Consider the following 18,603-nt stretch of genomic DNA (forward strand, 5'->3'; position numbering starts at 1 on the left):
CCGCCGCGGTCGCTCGTGCGGCGGCCACCCGATGACCCGCCGGGTCATGATCATCGCGCCCGGCTCGCGCGGCGACGTCCAGCCCTGCGTCGCGCTCGGCCGGGGGCTCGTTGCCGACGGTGATCGGGTCAAGATCCTTGCCGCGCCGCGGTTCCGATCCCTCGTCGAAGACCACAACCTCACCTTCGCGCCGCTCTCCGCCGATCCTGCGGCCATCCTCGGCTCGGCCGCGGGGCGAGCGTGGACCGCGGGCGGCCCGCTGAAGTTCGTGAGCGGGCTGCGCGAAGTCCTCCGCCCCGTGCTGGCCCGGCTGCTCGCCGACGCCCGCACCGGCACCGCCGGGGCGGACCTGATCCTCGCGCCCACCCTCGGCTTCCTCGGCACGCACCTGGCCGCCCACCACGGTGTCCCGCACGCCGAACTGCACTACCAGCCCAGCGTGCCGACCCGAGCCTTCGCCCACCCGCTGCTCCCCGGCGCCGCCCGGCTGGGGCCGTGGGGCCGGCAGCTGAGCTTCCGGGTGGTCGACGCGCTGGCCTGGCAGCTCCTGCGGCCCGAAATCGACCGCTGGCGCAGCGGAACGCTCGGCCTGCCCGCCGCGGGGGTGCGCGGGCCGCGGCGGGGGGCGCCGGTGCTCTGCGGGTTCTCCGGCGCCGTCGTGCCGCGGCCGCCGGACTGGCCCGCGCACGTCCACGTCACCGGCTACTGGTTCCTCGACGCCGGTCGGTGGCGCCCCGGCCCGAAGCTGCGCGACTTCCTCGCCGCCGGTCCGCCGCCGGTGTACGTCGGGTTCGGCAGCATGCGCCCGGCCGAAGCGGCGAAGACGTTCGAGGTCGTCCGCACTTCCTTGCGCCGCGCGGGGGTGCGCGGCCTGCTCGCCACCGAAGGCGACTTCGACGCCGACGACCTGCTGACCGTCGCCGACGTCCCGCACGACTGGCTGTTCCCGCGCACGGCGGGCGTCGTCCACCACGGTGGTGCCGGGACCACCGCGGCGGCTTTGCGCGCCGGGGTCCCGGCGCTGGTGTGCCCGGTCTTCTCCGACCAGCCCTACTGGGGCGAGCGGGTGTCCCGGCTCAGCGCCGGGCCGAAACCGTTGCCGCTCAAGGCACTCGACGCGGACCGGCTGACCGCCCGGCTGCGGGAGCTCACCGGCAACCCGCTCTTCCGGCGCGGCGCGCAGTACGTCGGCGCGCGGCTGCGGGCCGAGGACGGGGTGGCCCACGCCGTTTCGGTGCTGCGGCGGGCTTAGGTGGTCCGCGGCCGCGCCGGGACCGCGCGCTCGACCGCCGACACCAACGCCCGCAACGCGGCCACCTCCGCGGCGAGCGCCTTGCGGCCCGCCGGGCTGATCGTGATCCAGGTGCGGGGCCGCTTGCCCTCGTACCCCTTCTCGACGTCGATCAGCCCGGCCTCCTCGAGGATCGTGACGTGCCGGGACAGGTTCCCGGCCGTCATGTCCAACGTCCGGCGCAGGTAGCCGAAATCCACCTTCCCGGCCTCGGCGGCGATGGTGAGGATGCCGAGCCGGTGCCGCTGGTGGACCGTTTCGTCCAGGCCCGCCGCGGGGTGCTCGCTCACGCGCGCACCCGCCGCTCGTACCAGGCCGCGAAGGCGCCGCCGGCGAGCAGCACCAGCCCCGGGGGCAGCGTGTTCGTGAACGCCATCGTCACTTCCCCGTCGTAGCGCGGGAAAAGCCCGAGGTGGAAGAACACGTGCTGCACGTTGTAGAGGTTCACCAGCAGCGCCGAGGCCGCGAAGAGCCCGCTGACGACGCCGAGCACCCGGCTGCGCTCCAGCCACGCCAGCCCGAGCAGGCCGAGCGCGATCGTCAGGAGCGGCGCGTAGGGCCGGGCGGGGGCGAGCGCGAGGTCGAGCATCGCCAGCACGACGAAGCCGGCGACCATCGCGACCGCCGTGGCCGCACCGCGCGCGCCCCGGTTGCCGAGCCGCGGCCGCAGCCACAGCACCCCGCCGGCGGCCAGCGCGGCGACGGCCGCGACCGGGACGGTGAACGACGGCTGCGCGTACGGCGACCGCCCGACCCGGTAGGCGAAGGACTCCACCACCGGCAGCCCGAACGAAATCGCGAGGACGCCGAGCAGCCCGATCGCGAGGTAGCCGCGGATCGGCGTCCGCACCCCGCTGCGGCGGCCGCGGTGGAGGTACCAGGCCGCGGTGGCCAGGAACCCGCCGACGACCACGACCAGCCAGTACAGCTGCAGCGGCGTCCCGAACCAGACGCCGGCCACGCCGAACCGCGGCGGCCCGCCTTCGGCCCAGAGCGGCGCCAGCAGCACGAGCACGCCGAACAGCAGCAGCGGCGGCACGTAGGCGTGGCGGTCCGCCCTGGCCCGGGCGCGCAGCCGGGTCATCTCGTCGAGCAGGGCGGCCGGCGGCAGGTCGGTCACGGTGGTCTCCCCAGATCCGTAACTGGTTTGTTTGGCAAACCAGATCTGCGGGTGAACTTAGCGCACGGCGGGGGTGGCGCGGAAGCCTAGGCCGCGATCGCCAGCACCAGGCCGGTCCCGGCGATGGCCACGCAGGCCGCGATCGTCGTCCGGCGGTAGTGGAGGATCAGCGCCGCGAACTCGCGCAGCAGCGCGCTCGGCAGGAAGTACCCCGCGGTCGGCGATCCCGTCGCGTGGTAGGGCAGGTGCAGCCGGCGGCACTCCACCGCCGCCCGGAAGACGTGGTAGCTGCTCGTCACCGCCACCACCCGGTGGGCGCCGCCGGGCAGCAGCGCCGCCGAGAAGCGCAGGTTCTCCTCGGTCGTGGTGGCCTGGTCTTCGCGCAGGATCCGCTCGTCCGGGACCCCGCGCTCCCGCAGGTACGCGTGCATCGCTTCGGCTTCGGTGACCGCCTCGCCGGGACCGCGCCCGCCCGACACCACCAGCAGCGGCGGCTCGGCCTCCCGCGCGGCGAGCCGGAGCGCGCGCTCGAGCCGCCCGGCCAGCAGCGGCGGCACCCGATCCCCGGCCAGGCCGGAGCCGAGCACGATGATCGCGTCGATGCCGCCGCGCCGGCCGATCCGGCTGTACACCACGGAATACACCAGCAGCGACAGGAACAGGAACCCGAAGTAGCACGCGAGCACCGCCGCGATGGCCACCAGCGCCGAGCCCCACCGCCCGAGCGGGGCGAAGAACAACGCCTCCAGCGCGAGCAGGCCGGCGCCGAGCGCGAGCGACAGGAGGTTCCCGGTGCTGCGCCCTTCGCGGCGCCACATCTGGACGCCGTTGACGAGCAGCGCGACGGGCAGCACCAGCGCGGCGAGCGCCACCGCGGCCCCGGCCACCGCCAGCAGCACCGGCGTCTCCCGCAGCAGCCACAGCGTGGCCAGCAGGAGCGCCACGCCCAGCCAGACGGCGTTGCCGAGCCGGCGCGGCTCGCGCGCCAGCCGCACGGCGAACACCAGCAGCGCCACGGCGGCCGCGACCGGCAACACCGCACCGGCGACGTTCACTGCGGCCTCCCTGGCTGTTCCCCCGCGTGGAGGTCCAACCTAGCCCGTGCGCCGCCGCCGGGTGCGGGGAGCGCCGCTAAGCCTTGCGCTGCATGCTCGACCGCGCCGGGTTCCCTTGGTCGGCGGCCTTCGGGTCGGCCTCGTCCTGCTTGGCCCGCACGCCGGACTCGATCCGGTCGCCGAGGTCCTTGTCGACGTTGCGCCAGTAGTCGAACGCCCGCGCCAGCACCGGCTCGCCGACGCCGTTGAGCAGGTGCCCGACGACGTTGTCGACCAGCCGCTCGCGGGCGGCGTCGTCGAGGACCTCGCGGACCATCGTGCCGGCCTGGCCGAAGTCGTCGTCGTCCTCGCGCAGCGTGTAGGCGGTGCGGACCATGTCGCCGTCGGTGTGCCAGCCCGCCGGCTGCCCGTACCGCGCGACGTCGGCGTGCGGGCCGCCCTTCGAGTTCGGCGCGTACACCGGGTCGGACACCTTCGTGTACCGCATCGCGCCGTCCTTGCTGTAGCTGTGGACGGGCGCGACGGGCGCGTTGACCGGCAGCTGCCGGTAGTTCGCGCCGATCCGGTAGCGGTGTGCGTCCGGGTAGGAGAACAGGCGGCCGAGCAGCATCTTGTCCGGGCTGGCGCCGATGCCGGGCACGAGGTTGCTCGGCTCGAACGCGGCCTGCTCGATCTCGGTGTGGTGGTCGGTCGGGTTCCGGTCCAGCGTCATCCGGCCGACGTCGATCAGCGGGTAGTCGCCGTGCGGCCACACCTTCGTGAGGTCGAACGGGTTGAACCGGTAGGTCTTGGCGTCGTCGAACGGCATGACCTGCACCTTGAGCGTCCAGCTCGGGTGGTCGCCGCGCTCGATCGCCTCGTACAGGTCACGAGTGTGGTAGTCGGTGTCGGCCGAGGCCATCTGGTCGGCTTCGTCCTGGGTGAAGTGCTCGACGCCCTGGTCGGTCTTGAAGTGGTACTTCACCCAGAAGCGTTCACCCGAGGCGTTGACCCACATGAACGTGTGGGAGCTGTAGCCGTTCATGTGCCGCCAGGTCCGCGGGATGCCGCGGTCGCCCATCAGCCACGTCACCTGGTGCGCCGATTCCGGCGACAGCGTCCAGAAGTCCCACTGCATGTCGTGGTCGCGCAGGTTGTTGTCCGCGCGGCGCTTCTGCGACCGGATGAAGTGCTGGAACTTCAACGGGTCCCGGATGAAGAAGACCGGGGTGTTGTTCCCGACCATGTCGTAGTTGCCTTCGCTGGTGTAGAACTTCACCGCGAAGCCGCGCGGGTCGCGCCAGGTGTCGGGGCTGCCCCGCTCCCCGGCGACGGTGGAGAACCGGATCAGCAGGTCGGTCTTCGTCCCCGGCTGGAACACCGCCGCCTTGGTGTACGCGCTGACGTCGCCGGTCACCTCGAACCGCCCGAACGCGCCGCTGCCCTTCGCGTGCGGCTGGCGTTCCGGGACGCGTTCGCGGTTGAACTGCGCCATCTGCTCGATGAGGTAGCTGTCCTGCAGCAGGATCGGGCCGTCCGGGCCGACCGTGAGCGAGTGCTCGTCGCTTTCGACCGGGATCCCGGCGTCGGTGGTGGTCGGTTCGGGAGGGGACTGCGTCATTGCGGTGTCTCTTTCCGCGGTGTGGCGCGGCATTCGGGGCACTGGCCCCAGAACACCACTTCCGCTTCGTCGATCAGGAAGCCGTGCGCGTCGTCCGGGGCCAGGCACGGAGCCGCGCCGACCACGCAGTCGACGTCCTCCGTCCGCCCGCAGATGCGGCACACGACGTGGTGGTGGTTGTCCCCGGCTCGCCGTTCGAACCGGGCGGGGTGTCCCGGCAGTTCGATCCGCCGGATCAAGCCGGCCTCCGTGCACGCGCCCAGGACGTCGTAGACGCCTTGGGTGGACACCGAGCCCAGCACCGACCGGACCCCGGTGCCGATTTCGTCCACTGTGGAGTGAGGATGCCCGGCCAGCCAAGCGAGCACTGCCCGCCGGGGCGCCGTGACCCGCAGGCCGGCGGCCCGCAGCGCGGTGGTCACATCGCTCATGGCCCCACCGTGCGCGCTTCTTCGGAACGAGTCAAGTCCACGGATGGAGTGTTTGGCGGCGCGGAAAACGGGTAGGGACAGGAAGTTCTGGCATCGTGGCGGGGTGAGCGAGCGACCGGCCTTCGTGCTGCACGAGCACTGGCGGCCGCGGCACCACTTCGACCTCCGGCTGGAGGAAGACGGCGTGCTGCGGTCGTGGGCGGTGCCGCGCGGCCTCCCGCCGGACGCGGGCGGGGACCGGCTGGCGGTCGCCGTGCCCGACCACGAGCTCGACCACCTCGGCTACGAGGACGAGACCAAGAAGATCGCCGACACGGGCTGGTGGGAGGAGCACGACCGGACGGCCAAGCGGATCCTGTTCACGTTGCACGGCCGGACGTCGTCGGTGCGGTACGCGCTGATCCGCACCGCGCGGGACTGGCTGCTGCACCGGACCCGGGAGCAGCCGGACTGAGCGCCTACGCGCCGGACGGGGCCGGGCGCATGGCCCGGTGCGCCCACTGCCCGAGCACGGCGAGCAGCGCGATCTCCAGCACCATCATCAGCCGTTCCACCAGGCCGGTCGCCACCGTCGGCAGGTGCCCGCCGAGCACGACGTTCACCGCGAACGGGACGATGAACGGCAGGTAGAACGGGATCGCGGCCAGCGCCAGCCGCCGGGACCAAGCGGCGAAGCGGCGCCAGCGCGGGTCGTCGCGGTGCCGTCGGCCCAGCGCCCAGCCGACGACCGGCAGGCTCAGGCACGTCACCGCGGACGCGTAGAGGTGGATCTTGCCCGTCGCCGTGATCGCCCCACCCTGCGGATCCTTCGCGAACACCGCCACCGCCAGCAGGCTCACACACCACAGCGCCTTCGCCGCGACGAGCGCCGGGTTCGCCAGCAGGCCGCGGCGGTACAGCGCGACCAGCAGCAGCGCCGAGCCGGTGCTGGTCAGCAGCAGCGCGCCGTCCCACAGCCAGCGGCCCGGGCTCAGTGCGTAGTCGCTGAGCATCGTGCTGACCGGGTCGAGTGCCGCCACCCGCCGGTCGAGGTGCAGCACGGCCAGGAGCACGACAGCGCCGGCGAAGGCGGCCAGCGCCCCGGGGACGAGCAGCCGGGCGCGCAGGGACGGACGGGTGGGTGCGGGGCACAGCATGTAAGGGGACACTCCCGGGCGGGTCGGCTGGTTCAAGCGCAGCCGCGCACGCTACCCGTGACCGTTCCGTGACCAGCGCGCGACACTTCCGAGATGTGACCTGGAGCACAAGCCTGCACTTTCACGTGAAAGTGCTGACCTGGGGGCCGCACTTTCACGTGAAAGTGCGGCTTCAGTGGTCGCCCTCGGCCGGGATTTCCGCCGAGTCGGTGAGGCGGAGCTTGCGCCGGGCCCGCTGGTAGAACGTCGTCATCCCGAGCCGCACCACCCGCGCCGCACTCGGGCGGGCGCTCAGGTCGAGCCGGTCGCCGGGGGAGACGTACCCCTGCACCTGGCCGTCGACCTCCACCGCGAGCCGGCCGCTGGTCGGCAGCAGTTCCAGGGTGACCTCGTCGTGCACCGAGAGCACCACACCCCGGCTGTACGCCGAGTGCGGCGCCGCCGGGGTGACCAGCAGCGCTTCCACCGACGGGCTGGTGATCGGCCCGCCGGCGGAGAAGCTGTACGCCGTCGAGCCGGTCGGGGTCGCCACGACCACCGCGTCCGCCGAGTAGCTGACGAACGGCTGGCCACCGACGCGGACCGCGACGGCCGCGCTGCCGTCGCCGGGCACGCGCACCACCGCGATGTCGTTGAACGCCGTGATCCGCCGCCCGGCGAGCACCGCGTCCACGGCCAGCCGCGGCTCGACGGTGAACTGGTGGTCGTCGATCGCCGAAAGCGCGCCCGGCAGGTCCGGGACGTCGACCTCGGCGAGGAAGCCGAGCTTGCCCAGGTTCACCCCGAGCACCGGCGCGCGCTGCCCGTCGGCCAGCCGCATGGCCCGCAGCATCGTGCCGTCACCGCCGAGGCTGACCACGAGGTCGGCGCGCCGCCCGAGCTCTTCGGGCGTCACCCCGATCGCGGCGCAGTCCAGCCGGACGATCTCGTCCTCGATGCCGAGGATCTCGATGCCCCGGTGGCCCGCCCAGCCCAGCACGGCCTCGACGGCGGCCGCCGAGTCGCGGCGGGGGTGCAGCACCAGTCCCGCGGAGTGCATGTCAGCGGCCCCGGGCGGGGGCGGTTCCGAGCGTCATGCGCCCAGTCTGCCCGCTCCCGCCCGCCGCCGCGAGAACCGCAGCGCGCCGTCGTCGATCTTGCCGTGCCGGAGCTTGACGACGTCGTGCGCGTAGCTCATGCCCAGCTGCCACGGCGCCCGCGAGCCCGCCTTCGGGAACTCGTCGATCGACCGCAGCACGTACCCGGCGTCGAAGTCCAGCAGCGGCCGCTCGGTGACCGCCGGGTCGTCGTTGACCGGCACGGCCTGGTCGTACCCGCCGCGGTCGAGGTGGCGCAGCAGCCGGACGAAGTACTCGCCGACGAGGTCGGCCTTGAGCGTCCAGGACGCGTTCGTGTACCCGATCGTGAAGATGAAGTTCGGCACGCCGCTGAGCATCATCCCCTTGTACGCCATGGTTTCCGGCAGCTTGACCGGCTCGCCGTCGACGACCAGGTCGATGCCGCCGAAGGCGAGCAGCCGCAGCCCGGTGGCGGTCACGACGACGTCCGCTTCGAGCTCGCCGCCCGACTCGAGCCGGATCCCGGTGCCGGTGAAGGAGGCGATCCGGTCGGTGACGATCGAGGCGTCACCGTGCTTGATCGAGCGGAACAGGTCGCCGTCCGGGACCAGGCAGAGCCGCTGGTCCCAGGGCTGGTAACGCGGCTTGAAGTGGGTGTCGACGGCGTACCCGGGCGGCAGCTGCTTCATCGCGGCCTTGCGGATCAGCGCCTTGACCACGCCGGGGCGGCGCCGGCTGAGCTGGTAGATCAGCGTGCTGACGGCGACGTTCTTCCAGCGCGCGATCGGGTACGCCAGCCGCGGGCCGAGCAGGCCGCGCAGCCGGTTGGCCAGCGCGTCCTCCGACGGCAGCGACAGGATGTAGGTGGGGGAGCGCTGCAGCATCGTCACGTGCCCGGCGCGGTCGGTCATCGCCGGGACCAGTGTCACGGCGGTCGCGCCGCTGCCGATCACGACGACCTTCTTGCCGGTGTAGTCGAGGTCCGCCGGCCACTGCTGCGGGTGCACCACGGTGCCGCCGAAGTTCTCGATGCCGGGGAACTCCGGGGTGTGGCCGCCCGCGTAGTCGTAGTAGCCGCTGCACAGGTACAGGAACTTCGCGGTGAACTCCACGGGCTCGCCGTCGTGCACCGCTTCGACCGTCCACAGTGCGTCCTCTGTGGACCACGCGGCGCGGACGACCTTGTGCCCGAACCGGATGTGCCGGTCGATCCCGGCTTCGGCCGCGGTGTCGCGGACGTACTGCAGGATCGACGGGCCGTCCGCGATGGCCTTCGCGTCGGTCCACGGCCGGAACCGGTAGCCGAGGGTCTGCATGTCCGAATCGGACCGGACACCCGGGTAGCGGAACAGGTCCCAGGTGCCGCCGATGGCGTCGCGGGCTTCGAGGATCGCGTAGGTCTTGCGCGGGAACGCCGTCCGCAGGTGGTGGGCCGCGCCGACGCCGGACAGCCCCGCGCCGACGATCAGGACTTCGACGTGCTCGGTCATCGGACGGCCTCCGTCCGCCGCGGGCGCTTCATCACGCGCGAAAGCACGGCGTTGTAGTGGGTGGGGGTGATGCGGGCGAGCGCGTCGAACAGGTAGGCGTCCGGGCCGACCAGGATGCGGGCCTTGCCGCGGTCGACGCCGGCGTGGATGATCGCCGCGGCCTTGTCCGGCGACGTCATGGTCATCGCTTCGAACTGCGCGGCCATCTCTTCGCGGCTGCGGCCCAGCCCGGTGGGGTCGCGCCGGACGCGCGCGTTGCGGGCGATGTTCGTCGTGATGCCGCCCGGGTGCACGGTGATCGCGCGGACCGCGGAGCCGTGCAGCTCCTGCCGCAGCGATTCGGTGAACCCGCGCACGGCGAACTTGGCCGCGCAGTACGCGCTCTGGTTGGGCATCCCGAGCAGGCCGAACACGCTGGAGGTGTTCACGATCGCGCCTTCGCCCTGCTCGACGAGGATCGGCAGGAACGCGCGCGTCCCGTGGACGACGCCGTGGAAGTTGATGTCGTGCAGCCAGTCGTCGTCCTCGATCACCGCGTCGAGCACGCTGGAGGTGACCGCGACCCCGGCGTTGTTGAACACCGCGGCCAAGGGCGCCGGGAGCCAGCCCTGCACTTCCGCGGCGAAGCGGAGCTGGTCTCCGGCGTCGCGGACGTCGAGCACGCGGGTCAGCACCTTGCCGTGGAGGGCGGCCGCGGTGGCCTTCAGGCCGTCCTCGTCGACGTCGGCCAGCGCGACCGGCGAGCCGAGCCGGGACAGCCGGGTCGCCAGCGCGCGACCGATGCCGGAGGCCGCACCGGTGATCACCACCGGGCGTCCGGTGATGCTACGGGGCCGTGACATCGCTGCTCCTCGCGTGCTTGTCGATGAGGTCGAGGATCGTGGGCCACGCGCCTTCGGGCAGGTCGTGGCCCATGCCGGGGACGGTTTCGCGGCGGGCGCCGGGGATCGCGCGGGCGGTCGCGCCGCCGCCGGTGGGGTGGACCATCCGGTCGCGGTCGCCGTGGATCACCAGCGTAGGCGCGGTGATCTTGCGCAGCAGCGGGGTCCGGTTGCCGGACTTCATGATCGCGGCGAGCTGGCGGCCCACACCGCCGGCCGTAGGGTCGCGGTCCCAGCCCGTCCCGGCCGTCTCGCGCACCCGGGCCTCGTCGAACGGGAAGCCGTGCGAGCCGATGTGCCGGAACATCCGGACCGCGCTTTCGACGGCCTCTTCCCGCGACTTCGGCGGCTTCCCGCCCATCATCCGCAACGTGGAGAAGGCGGGGCGGCCGAGCAGGCGCGACCCGGTCGTCGACATGATCGACGTCAGCGTGCGGATCCGCTCCGGGTGCAGCGCCGCCACCGTCTGGGAGATCATCCCGCCCATGGACACGCCCGCGATGTGCGCGGTTTCGAGGTCGAGCGCGTCGAACAGGCCGACGGTGTCGGCGGCCATGTCCTTCAGGTCGTACTGCTGCGCGGGGAACCGCCCGGCGAGCATGCCGAGCAGGCTCGGCGGCCGGAAGCGCGGGTGCGTCGAGCGTCCGGCGTCGCGGTTGTCGAACCGGATCACCTCGAAGCCGCGGTCGGCCAGCTGCGCGCAGAAGGCGTCCGGCCAGCTGTGCAGCTGCTGGCCGAGGCCGGCGACGAGGACCAGCGGCTCGGCGCCGGCGTCCCCGATCCGTTCGTACGCCAGGGAAATCCCCCGGCCCGCGTCGGCGGTCTGTTCGGTCACTGCTCTCCTCCGGTTCGGCGGCGCACGACCGCGCGGCCGCCCTTGGCGGGGGCGTAGGCCACGCCCCTCGAGTGCCAGCGTTCGCCGGGCTCGGTCGTCGGTACGAGCGTGAAGTCCCGGAGCAGCGTCCGCAGCACGACGGTCAGCTCCATGGTCGCGAAGGCGGCGCCGAGGCAGCGGCGGGTGCCGCCGCCGAACGGGATCCACTGGTAGAGGTCCGGGCGCGCGCCGGCGAAGCGGTGCGGGTCGAAGGTGGCCGCGCGCGGGAACACGGCGTCGTCGTCGTGGATCAGCGCGATGCTCACCAGCACGTTGTACCCCTTCGGCAGGGTCCAGCGGCCGAGCTGGAAGCCGTCCTGCTTGACCTGCCGGGCGGTGAGGTCGATGACCGGGCGGCTGCGCTGGACCTCGAGGATCGTCGCGGCCAGGAGCTCTTCGCTTTCGGTGAGCTCGCGCAGGATCGCCGGGTGGCGGCGGAGGCGTTCGACGGCCCAGGCCAGCGTGGTCGCGGTGGTTTCGTGGCCGGCGGTGAGCAGGGTGAGGAGCTGGTCGGCGATCTCGTCGCGGGTGAGCCCGGAGCCGTCGTCGTAGCGGGTCTGCAGCATCATCGCGAGAACGTCGTCGCCGTCCGGGCGGGCCTTGGCGATCAGCCGGTCGACGATCGCGTCGTACTCGCGGCGCATCCGCTCGAAGCGGCGCCACGGGTTGAAGCGGCCCTTCTTCGTGATCGGCAGGACGGCCAGGCGCGAGCCGAGCGTGACGAACGGGGGGAGCAGTGCGCGCAGTTCCGCGAACTCGGCCCCTTCGGCGCCGAACACCGCGCGGAGAATGGCGTTCAGGGTGATCCGCATCATCGACGGCAGCGTGGCGAACGCTTTCCCGTCCGGCCAGCTCGCCAGTTCGCGGACGGTTTCTTCCTCGACGATCTGCTCGTAGGCGGCGAGCCGGCGGCCGTGGAAGGGCGGCACCAGGAGCTTGCGCTGCCGCTTGTGCTCGTCGCCGGAGAGGGCGAACAGCGACCGCGGCCCGAGCACCCGGCCGAGGTTGACTTCGAGGTTGTCGACGAGCTCGGGCCCGGACGTGAACAGCTGCTTGATCTCGGCGGGATTGCTGAGCACCACGGCGTTGCCGAAGATCGGCACGTCGACGGTGAAGGCGTCGCCGTAGTGCTCCTTGAGCCGCCGCATGCCCCGCAACGGTTGCGTGAGCGCGTAGACGCCCTGGACGGCGCGGGGCGCGCTCGGCCCCGGCGGCAGCGTCGCGGGGCGTGTCATGGTCGTCATCGACCCTCCCGGAAATGGTGGTACGCGAACGTACCGTCGGTACGGTACGCCGGTGTACCATCCGGTTTCAAGAGGAAGGGGTATAGCGTGACTTCCGTGGACGTCGACACCCGCCGGCACCGGCAGCGCCTGCTGGACGGGCTGGCCGCGTCGATCACCGAGGGCGGCTTCCGCGACACGACGGTGGCCGACGTCGTCCGCCGCGCCCGCACTTCCCGCCGCACGTTCTACGAGCACTTTTCGAGTCGCGAAGAGTGCCTGATCGCGTTGCTGTCCGACGCGAACCGCGCGATGATCCAGCAGATCTCCGACGCGGTGGACCCGAGCGCGCCGTGGTCCCTTCAGGTGCGGCAGGCGATCGAGGCGTGGATCGCGTGCGCGGAGTCAGAGCCGGCGATCACCCTGAGCTGGATCCGCGACGTCCCGGCACTGGGCGCGGCGGCGCGCGACCTGCAGCGCGACGCGATGGAGGGCTTCATCGCGATGACGCAGCGGTTGACGGACACCCCGTCGTTGCGCGCGGCGGGAATCAGCCCGCCGTCACGCCAGCTGGCGATCATGCTGCTGGGCGGGCTGCGGGAGCTGATCGCGACCACGGTGGAGGACGGTGGGCGCGCTGGGGATGTCACGGAGGTGGCGGTGCGGGCGTCGATCGCGTTGCTGGGGCCGGCCTGACTTACCCCAGGCGAGGGAGCTCGCCGCGCGGTCCGGTGCCGAGTGGGGACCAGGTCGCCGAACCGTCCGAACTGCTTCCCACGAGCCTGCCGGGACCGATGCTCACCTCGCCCGTCGGTCCCGACGAGACCTGGTTGAGGCTGGCCGAGAGGTCTGCTTCGACACCGCCGGGCAGTTTGAGCCGAACCAGGAACGGCAGGACGAAGCCGAGCGCGACCAGGCCCACCAGGATCGGGGTCAGCGTGCTGATCACGACGGTCGTCACCTTGCCGGTGAGGAAGAAGCCCAGCCACAGCGTGACGAGGAGGGCTCCCGCCACCGCGATCATCGTCGCGCTGCCGGCGAGGCTGTTCCTGGTGATCGCAAGGCTCTCCTCGGCGAGAGCCATCACCCGTCGCGCCTCGATGTGCTCGGGGTCGTGGTGCAGGCAGCGGCGGAAGTGGTGCAGCGCGCGTCGCCGGTAAAACGGCCGGGCCTGCGCCTGGGGCCCGCTTTCGCCGGCCTTGTACGCCGCCACGCCGGCCACGTAGTGGGGGTCTGGTTGGTTCGCCGCCAGCTCGATCGCCTGCCGTGCGGTGCTGAGCGCTTCGAGGTGCAGATCTCGGCGCTGGGTCTCGTCGCCCCTTCCGATGAGCAGGCGCGCGAGGGCGACGAGCAGTTGCCAGCGTGGCTGATCGCAGTTCGGACGCCGCAGCGCGTCTCGCAGTACGCGTTCGGCGGCCAGCAGGTCACCGGGCGACTTGATCAGCGCCAGTGACAGCCCGATGGCGGCGGCTCCCCGGGTCGGTTCGATGACGAGCGCTTGGCGGAAGTGCCGGGCGGCCCGCCGTGCCTCGGCCGGGTCATCGGTGCCGTCGAGGTCGCGCTGGAGGTGCAGGGCGCCGAGTTCGATGTGCGCCTGGCTGTCGTACCAGTTGCGCTCCAGCGCTTTGAGCAGCAGATTCTCGGCTTCCTCGAAGCGGCCCATCTGCGCGAAGAGCGCGCCGAGGTCGACGTAGCTGCCGCCGTAGGGGTCGATTTCGATGGACCGGCGGAGGTGGTGCTCGGCTTGAGGCAGGTTGCCTTGCCTGGCGTAGAGGACGCCGAGACAAGTGTGGGCGAGGTGCCGGCGCGGCTTGTCCGCGAGGACGTCGAGGCACAGTTGCTCGGCTTCGTCCTCGCCGTTCGGCTCCCCGCCGTGCACCAATGTCCAGGCGAGACCGACCAGGGCGTCATTCGACCGGGGCTGCTCGGCGATCGCGGCGCGGAACCGGCTTTCCGCCAGTTCGAGATCGTCGGCGCTGTAGGCGGCCCAGCCCAGGCAGTGGAGCGCGTCGGCCCGCCCGTACCGGCCCACCGCCAGCGTGAGAGCGCGTTCGAACGCCTGGCGGGCCCGGACGAGTTCGCCGCGGTCGCGAAGCACCCAACCCCACTCGATCACGACGTCGGCCCGGACGTTCTGGCCATCGAGGCGCGGCGCGAGGAGTCGCTCGGCCTCGCCGAACCGCCCCAGCGAGCGCAGGGCGGCGGACTTCGCCGTCAGAGCCCACGTAGACCTGGGAAGCCGCGACAGGCTGCGGTCGAACCAGGTGAGGGCCTCTTCGTGCCGGTTCTGCACGTCCCGGAGCCGACCCATTTCCTGCATGAGACCGACGTGGTCAGGAAGCAGGTCGAGGGCGGCGGCCAAGGCGGCTTCTGCGTCTTCGTACCGCCCGGCCAGCCACAGTGCGTTGGCGTGGTTGACCCGGACCCAGCCGTTGCGCGGATCGACCTCGATGGCCTTCTCGTAAACGGCGATGCCCTCCGCCCGGCGCTCCATCCAGCCGTAGGTCCAGGCCAATTCGACGCGGAACTCGAGGTAGTTCGGGCGGCGCTCGATTTCTTCGAGCAAGATCCGGACCGCTTCGTCGTAGCGGCGAAGGATCCGCAGGCAGCCCAGTTTGCCGCGCAATGACGTCCGGTCCGTCGGGTGCAGTGCCAGTACCGCTTCGAAGTCCGTCAGCGCTGTTTCGTACCCACCGAGGTCAGACCGGATATTCCCGATGGCGCGCCGGAACTGGGCGTCGCGGGGGAACCGTTCGGCACCGCTCTCGGCGACGGCGATCGCCTGCTGGTGTTCTCGGGTGTCGCGCAGCAGGCCGATGCGGCGTTTGAGCACATCCGGCTCGTCGGGAAGACTCCAGAGGATCTCGCGTGCTTGCTCGTATTCCCCGGCGATCCGGAGGTACCAGCTCAGGTCCAGCGCCAGGCTTCGCCGGTGGGGCAGGGCGGCGCAGGCCTCGCGGAGGCTGGCGATGGTGGCGGCGTCGTCCCCCGATTCCTGGTGGAGTGAAGCCGCTCGGGTGCGAAGGTCGGTGGAGAAGGGGTTGAGAGCCACCGCCGACCGTGCGACCTGCTCGGCTTCCGCGTACCGCCCGCGCTTGGCGAGCAGCCGGATCCGGCTGTCCCAGGCACTGGTGTAACGTGGCCACCCACGGTTGACCCGCTCGAAGTAGTCGAGAGCCTCGTCGACGGCGCCGGCCTCTTCGCTGAGGAGGGCCTGCTTGTCGAGTGGTTCGGGGTACTCCGGGAAATCCGCCTGTGCTTCGGTGAGCAGCTGCCGGGCCTCGTCATTGCGGTGGAGCCAGCGCAGCGCACGGCTGACCTCCACGTGGTAAGTGATTTCGCAAGGGCTCAGTTCCGCCGCGCGGCGGAACCACGAGAGCGCGTCCTCGTCGCGGTCCTGATCGGCGTACACCCAGCCCAGTTCGCTGTGGAGTTCGGCATCGTGCGGGCAGAGCCCGATCGCAGCCGTGGCCGCCGCTTCGGCCTGGCCGAAACGGCCCGCCTGCCTCAAGATCCGGGCCTGACAGGCCAGCGAGGCCGGATCAGCCGGAGCGAGCGAGACAGCTTCCCGGGCCGTGGCGATCGCCGCACCGATGTCGGGTAGATCGCGATACCGCCAGGCCTGTTCGATCAGCAGCGCGACGGTATCCGGGCACCGGTCGACCGCGGTGCGAAGGCACTCGACGGCTTCGCTCTTCCGGTCGAGATTCATCAGCGCGTACGCGCGCCACTGGTAGTAGGCCGCTCGATACTCGTCGAGTTCCACTGCGCGGTCGAACGCTGCCAGCGCTCCGTCGAAGTCGTGCTGTTCTTGGAGAACGGTTCCCAGTTCGAGGTGGAGGCGACTCGCCTCCGGCAGCCTCGCGACCGTGGTTTCGGCGTGCTCGCGCGCCTCGTCCAGCCGGTAGGCGTCGGCCAGGATGTCGATCTTCCCGCAATGTGCGGCGACGTATTCAGCCTCGATTTCCAGTGCTCGGTCGTACTTTTCGACCGCCGCGGAAACCTTGCTGGATCGTGCCAACGCCGATCCCCACGCCACGTACAACTCGGCGGCCCCGGGATGATGCGCCACCGCCAGTTCGGCGGCGGCCGTCGCTTCTTCCGCACGATTCAACCACGAAAGCGCTCGGATCCGGCTTTTCAGCGCCTCCAGGTGCGTGGGTTCGACGCCGAGCACCGTCTCGCACTCGTCGAGCAGGTACCGCTCGTCGTCGGTTTCATCGGCGGTCACCCGGGCTCGCGCGATCCGGACCAAGTGGGCTGCCGGGTTCTCCGCCAGGGCCGCGTCCGCCGCCGCGCGAGCGTCGTCGTACCGCCGCTGCCTGCTGAGCACAGCCACCCGCCACGCCTGGGCCGATTCGCCGGGCGGATCCAGTCCAGCCGCGCGGTCGAAATGCCCGAGCGCGATTTCCCAGCGATCCCGCTCGAACGCGATCCGGCCCAGCTCGACGTGCGCCGTGGCGCCGTCGAGGAGCTTTTCGATCGCCATTTCCGCCTCCGCGTAGCGGCAGGCTCGGCGCAGCGATGTGACCGTTTTCCGGGAATCGGGCGCATTCACCGGCGTAGTGGACACCACGATCGATGTCCGGCGCTTCGGCCGTTCGGGGGAGTGACCCGCGCGCCCCGGTCTCGAATTGCGACAGCCGGGCCGGCGGAGACGTACGAGGTGTTCGCCGACGCGCCCGCGATCTCGGCCCTGAACGTGGTCATCACCTCTTGAGCGGTCAGGTCATGGTCGGATCGCCCAGCGCGAGCTCGGGTGGCCGGCCGCCCCGCCGGCTGACGACGACGGTCGCCGATCCGAACGGTGATGCCGACGCGCCCGGGCGGGACATCTCCACCCGAAGCAGGCGCGCGCCGGTCACGTCCAGGTCGATGGTGGCCGGTTTGCCGGCCGCGACGTCGTGCTGGGAGCGGGGGGTCCCGTCGAGCACCACGCGGACGCGGCCGACCTGGAACGCGTCGGCGGCGTCGTCGGGGACCCCGGCGACGGTGCTGAACCGCTGGTAGTTCCCGCCGAGTTCGAGCTCGACGAAGCCGGTTCCGGTGGCCGTCGGGGAGGTCGGCCGCAAGACGATGCTCTCTTCGTAGCGGGTGCCGCCGATCGACGCCGGAGCGCGGCGCACACCGCTGCTGGCGCACAGCCACGGCAGTTCGCCCGCGGGGACCTCGCGTGGCTCGCGGGCTCCGCCGAGCCAGGTCCCGCGGCGGGGCATCGGGTACTGGCCCTGCCCGGTGATCGCGGCGACGAGGTCTTCCACACCGGCCGGCGTGAACTCGACGACGTGGTACCTCGTCGTCGAGTGGGCGTTGAGGAAGTCCGGGATCTCCTCGACCGAGCGGCCCGGCAGCACGACGGGCAGCACGCGCTCGGTCTCGCGGCGCAGGTCCCGGGTCAGGTTGTCGCGGATGATCGCCGCTTCGAACTGGGATCCCCGGCCCTCGTGGGGCATCGCGGTGCCGTCGGCGCGGCTCTTGTAGGCCGGTGACGCGATGACGAGGATGAAATCCGCCTTGGCGAGGTTTTCGGTGGCCCACAGCGACCAGTCCCGGCGCACGTTGTCGTACCAGAGGTCCAGGTGCACGTCCAGGCCGATGCCGATGCGCAGGAACGACGCGAACTCGTGCACGAGTTCCTTGTGTTCCGGGTTGTCGTGCGCGTAGGTGACGAACACCCGGGGCGCTTCACGGTCGGTCACCGGGAAAACGATGATGCGCCGATTCCGCGTTTGTCAAGGCTTTCGAGTGGGTCGTCGAGATTGTCCAGTGGTGGCCAGGTATTGGCATGGTTCTGTCCAGTTTCGCGCCTTTCCCGGCCGCTCGCACCCGGCCTAGGATGGCCGTTGCCTGGTGGGGAGCGGTGAAGGAGCGAAGACACGCGTGTACGAGTACGACGTGTTCATCAGCTACCAACGCACCGGCCGGGACATTTCCGCGTGGGTGAAAAACCATTTCCACCCCCGGCTCGCGGAGGTTCTCGACAACAACCTCTACCGCGACGCGCGGATATTCTGCGACGACCAGGTCCCGACCGGCACGAGCTGGCCGGTCGAATGGCGCACGGCGTTGCAGCACACGCGGGTGCTGGTGCCGGTGTGTTCGCCGAAGTACTTCCGGGACGAATGGTGCCTGGCCGAGTGGTATTCGATGGCGAAGCGCGAGGAGCTGACCACGGGCCCGCTGATCTACCCGGTGATCTTCTGCGACTCCCGGAACTTCCCGGAGTGGGCGCACCAGCGGCGCATGCGCGACCTGCAGCAGTGGAACCACCCCTTCGAGCACTTCCAGCTGACACCGGCGTACCTCGAGTTCAACCACAAGATCGCCGAGATCGCCAAGGAACTCGAAGAACTCATCGAACGAGCGCCGGACTGGCGGGCGGACTGGCCGGTGCTCACGCCGGCCCCCGAGCCGCCGAAGCCGGCGCGGATGCCGAGGTTCTGA

General features: G+C 71.5%; 17 protein-coding genes. 4 read left to right on the top strand and 13 right to left on the bottom strand.

The features are described 5' to 3' along the window. The first annotated feature begins 31 nt into the window (after window positions 1–31). Entirely contained in the window at window positions 32–1,252 is a 1,221-nt protein-coding gene (locus AB5J73_RS34945; RefSeq protein ID WP_370963074.1) for a glycosyltransferase, read from the top strand. On the opposite strand, the gene AB5J73_RS34950 is transcribed toward AB5J73_RS34945, so the two are convergent. From AB5J73_RS34950 to AB5J73_RS34970, 5 genes are all read right to left on the bottom strand, one after another. After that, window positions 1,249–1,581: a transcriptional regulator gene (locus AB5J73_RS34950; RefSeq protein WP_225440375.1), complete on the bottom strand. Its 333-nt coding sequence runs from the start codon at window positions 1,579–1,581 to the stop codon at window positions 1,249–1,251. The genes AB5J73_RS34945 and AB5J73_RS34950 overlap by 4 nt on opposite strands. Continuing rightward, window positions 1,578–2,411 carry a hypothetical protein gene (locus tag AB5J73_RS34955; RefSeq protein ID WP_370963075.1) on the bottom strand — a complete coding sequence of 278 codons (834 nt, stop codon included), beginning with the start codon at window positions 2,409–2,411 and terminating at the stop codon, window positions 1,578–1,580. Before AB5J73_RS34955 ends, AB5J73_RS34950 begins: the two co-directional genes overlap by 4 nt. A gap of 86 nt (window positions 2,412–2,497) precedes the next feature. After that, window positions 2,498–3,466 (bottom strand): YdcF family protein, encoded by a 969-nt coding sequence (locus AB5J73_RS34960; protein ID WP_370963076.1) that lies wholly within the window; start codon window positions 3,464–3,466, stop codon window positions 2,498–2,500. Between the two features lie 76 nt (window positions 3,467–3,542). Then, the gene (locus tag AB5J73_RS34965) at window positions 3,543–5,066 is read right to left on the bottom strand and encodes a catalase (RefSeq protein WP_370963077.1); all 1,524 of its coding nucleotides are present in this window, start codon (window positions 5,064–5,066) and stop codon (window positions 3,543–3,545) included. Further along, window positions 5,063–5,497, bottom strand: a complete 435-nt coding sequence (locus tag AB5J73_RS34970) for a Fur family transcriptional regulator (protein WP_370963078.1) — start codon at window positions 5,495–5,497, stop codon at window positions 5,063–5,065. The genes AB5J73_RS34965 and AB5J73_RS34970 overlap by 4 nt, the downstream gene beginning before the upstream one ends. Before the next feature lie 103 nt (window positions 5,498–5,600). Between AB5J73_RS34970 and AB5J73_RS34975 the strand changes: the two genes are divergently transcribed. Then, on the top strand, window positions 5,601–5,951 hold the full coding sequence (locus tag AB5J73_RS34975; protein ID WP_370963079.1) for a DNA polymerase ligase N-terminal domain-containing protein: 351 nt from the start codon (window positions 5,601–5,603) through the stop codon (window positions 5,949–5,951). Between the two features lie 4 nt (window positions 5,952–5,955). Here AB5J73_RS34975 and AB5J73_RS34980 read toward each other — a convergent pair whose 3' ends face one another. The 6 genes from AB5J73_RS34980 to AB5J73_RS35005 all read right to left on the bottom strand — a co-directional run bounded on the left by AB5J73_RS34980 (window position 5,956) and on the right by AB5J73_RS35005 (window position 12,180). After that, complete coding sequence (locus AB5J73_RS34980) at window positions 5,956–6,633, bottom strand: DUF998 domain-containing protein (RefSeq protein ID WP_370963080.1); 678 nt, start codon at window positions 6,631–6,633, stop codon at window positions 5,956–5,958. Between the two features lie 172 nt (window positions 6,634–6,805). Continuing rightward, window positions 6,806–7,672 carry an NAD(+)/NADH kinase gene (locus AB5J73_RS34985; protein ID WP_370963081.1) on the bottom strand — a complete coding sequence of 289 codons (867 nt, stop codon included), beginning with the start codon at window positions 7,670–7,672 and terminating at the stop codon, window positions 6,806–6,808. 33 nt (window positions 7,673–7,705) lie between these two features. Then, window positions 7,706–9,181, bottom strand: a complete 1,476-nt coding sequence (locus tag AB5J73_RS34990) for a flavin-containing monooxygenase (protein ID WP_370963082.1) — start codon at window positions 9,179–9,181, stop codon at window positions 7,706–7,708. After that, the gene (locus AB5J73_RS34995; protein WP_370963083.1) at window positions 9,178–10,023 is read right to left on the bottom strand and encodes an SDR family NAD(P)-dependent oxidoreductase; all 846 of its coding nucleotides are present in this window, start codon (window positions 10,021–10,023) and stop codon (window positions 9,178–9,180) included. Before AB5J73_RS34995 ends, AB5J73_RS34990 begins: the two co-directional genes overlap by 4 nt. Continuing rightward, window positions 10,007–10,897, bottom strand: coding sequence for an alpha/beta fold hydrolase (locus tag AB5J73_RS35000; protein ID WP_370963084.1), 891 nt, complete (start codon window positions 10,895–10,897; stop codon window positions 10,007–10,009). Before AB5J73_RS35000 ends, AB5J73_RS34995 begins: the two co-directional genes overlap by 17 nt. After that, the gene (locus AB5J73_RS35005; protein ID WP_370963085.1) at window positions 10,894–12,180 is read right to left on the bottom strand and encodes a cytochrome P450; all 1,287 of its coding nucleotides are present in this window, start codon (window positions 12,178–12,180) and stop codon (window positions 10,894–10,896) included. The genes AB5J73_RS35000 and AB5J73_RS35005 overlap by 4 nt, the downstream gene beginning before the upstream one ends. An 87-nt stretch (window positions 12,181–12,267) precedes the next feature. Here AB5J73_RS35005 and AB5J73_RS35010 point away from each other — a divergent pair, with 87 nt between their 5' ends. Further along, window positions 12,268–12,855 (top strand): TetR/AcrR family transcriptional regulator, encoded by a 588-nt coding sequence (locus AB5J73_RS35010; RefSeq protein ID WP_370963086.1) that lies wholly within the window; start codon window positions 12,268–12,270, stop codon window positions 12,853–12,855. A 1-nt stretch (window position 12,856) separates the two neighbouring features. On the opposite strand, the gene AB5J73_RS35015 is transcribed toward AB5J73_RS35010, so the two are convergent. Continuing rightward, on the bottom strand, window positions 12,857–16,648 hold the full coding sequence (locus AB5J73_RS35015) for a tetratricopeptide repeat protein (RefSeq protein WP_370963087.1): 3,792 nt from the start codon (window positions 16,646–16,648) through the stop codon (window positions 12,857–12,859). Between the two features lie 235 nt (window positions 16,649–16,883). Continuing rightward, complete coding sequence (locus tag AB5J73_RS35020; protein WP_370963088.1) at window positions 16,884–17,858, bottom strand: SEFIR domain-containing protein; 975 nt, start codon at window positions 17,856–17,858, stop codon at window positions 16,884–16,886. Between the two features lie 181 nt (window positions 17,859–18,039). On the opposite strand from AB5J73_RS35020, the gene AB5J73_RS35025 reads away from it, so the two are divergent. After that, the gene (locus AB5J73_RS35025; protein WP_370963089.1) at window positions 18,040–18,603 is read left to right on the top strand and encodes a TIR domain-containing protein; all 564 of its coding nucleotides are present in this window, start codon (window positions 18,040–18,042) and stop codon (window positions 18,601–18,603) included.

The sequence above is a fragment of the Amycolatopsis sp. cg9 genome, from assembly GCF_041346945.1.
Taxonomy (GTDB): domain Bacteria; phylum Actinomycetota; class Actinomycetes; order Mycobacteriales; family Pseudonocardiaceae; genus Amycolatopsis.

What these genes read in the sequence shown, in the direction of transcription:
- AB5J73_RS34970 (WP_370963078.1), bottom strand. Translation starts at nt 5,497, where the DNA reads ATGAGCGATGTGACCACCGCGCTGCGGGCCGCCGGCCTGCGGGTCACG.
- AB5J73_RS34945 (WP_370963074.1), top strand. Translation starts at nt 32, where the DNA reads ATGACCCGCCGGGTCATGATCATCGCGCCCGGCTCGCGCGGCGACGTC.
- AB5J73_RS35005 (WP_370963085.1), bottom strand. Translation starts at nt 12,180, where the DNA reads ATGACGACCATGACACGCCCCGCGACGCTGCCGCCGGGGCCGAGCGCG.
- AB5J73_RS34990 (WP_370963082.1), bottom strand. Translation starts at nt 9,181, where the DNA reads ATGACCGAGCACGTCGAAGTCCTGATCGTCGGCGCGGGGCTGTCCGGC.
- AB5J73_RS34965 (WP_370963077.1), bottom strand. Translation starts at nt 5,066, where the DNA reads ATGACGCAGTCCCCTCCCGAACCGACCACCACCGACGCCGGGATCCCG.
- AB5J73_RS35015 (WP_370963087.1), bottom strand. Translation starts at nt 16,648, where the DNA reads ATGGCGATCGAAAAGCTCCTCGACGGCGCCACGGCGCACGTCGAGCTG.
- AB5J73_RS34985 (WP_370963081.1), bottom strand. Translation starts at nt 7,672, where the DNA reads ATGCACTCCGCGGGACTGGTGCTGCACCCCCGCCGCGACTCGGCGGCC.
- AB5J73_RS34995 (WP_370963083.1), bottom strand. Translation starts at nt 10,023, where the DNA reads ATGTCACGGCCCCGTAGCATCACCGGACGCCCGGTGGTGATCACCGGT.
- AB5J73_RS34980 (WP_370963080.1), bottom strand. Translation starts at nt 6,633, where the DNA reads ATGCTGTGCCCCGCACCCACCCGTCCGTCCCTGCGCGCCCGGCTGCTC.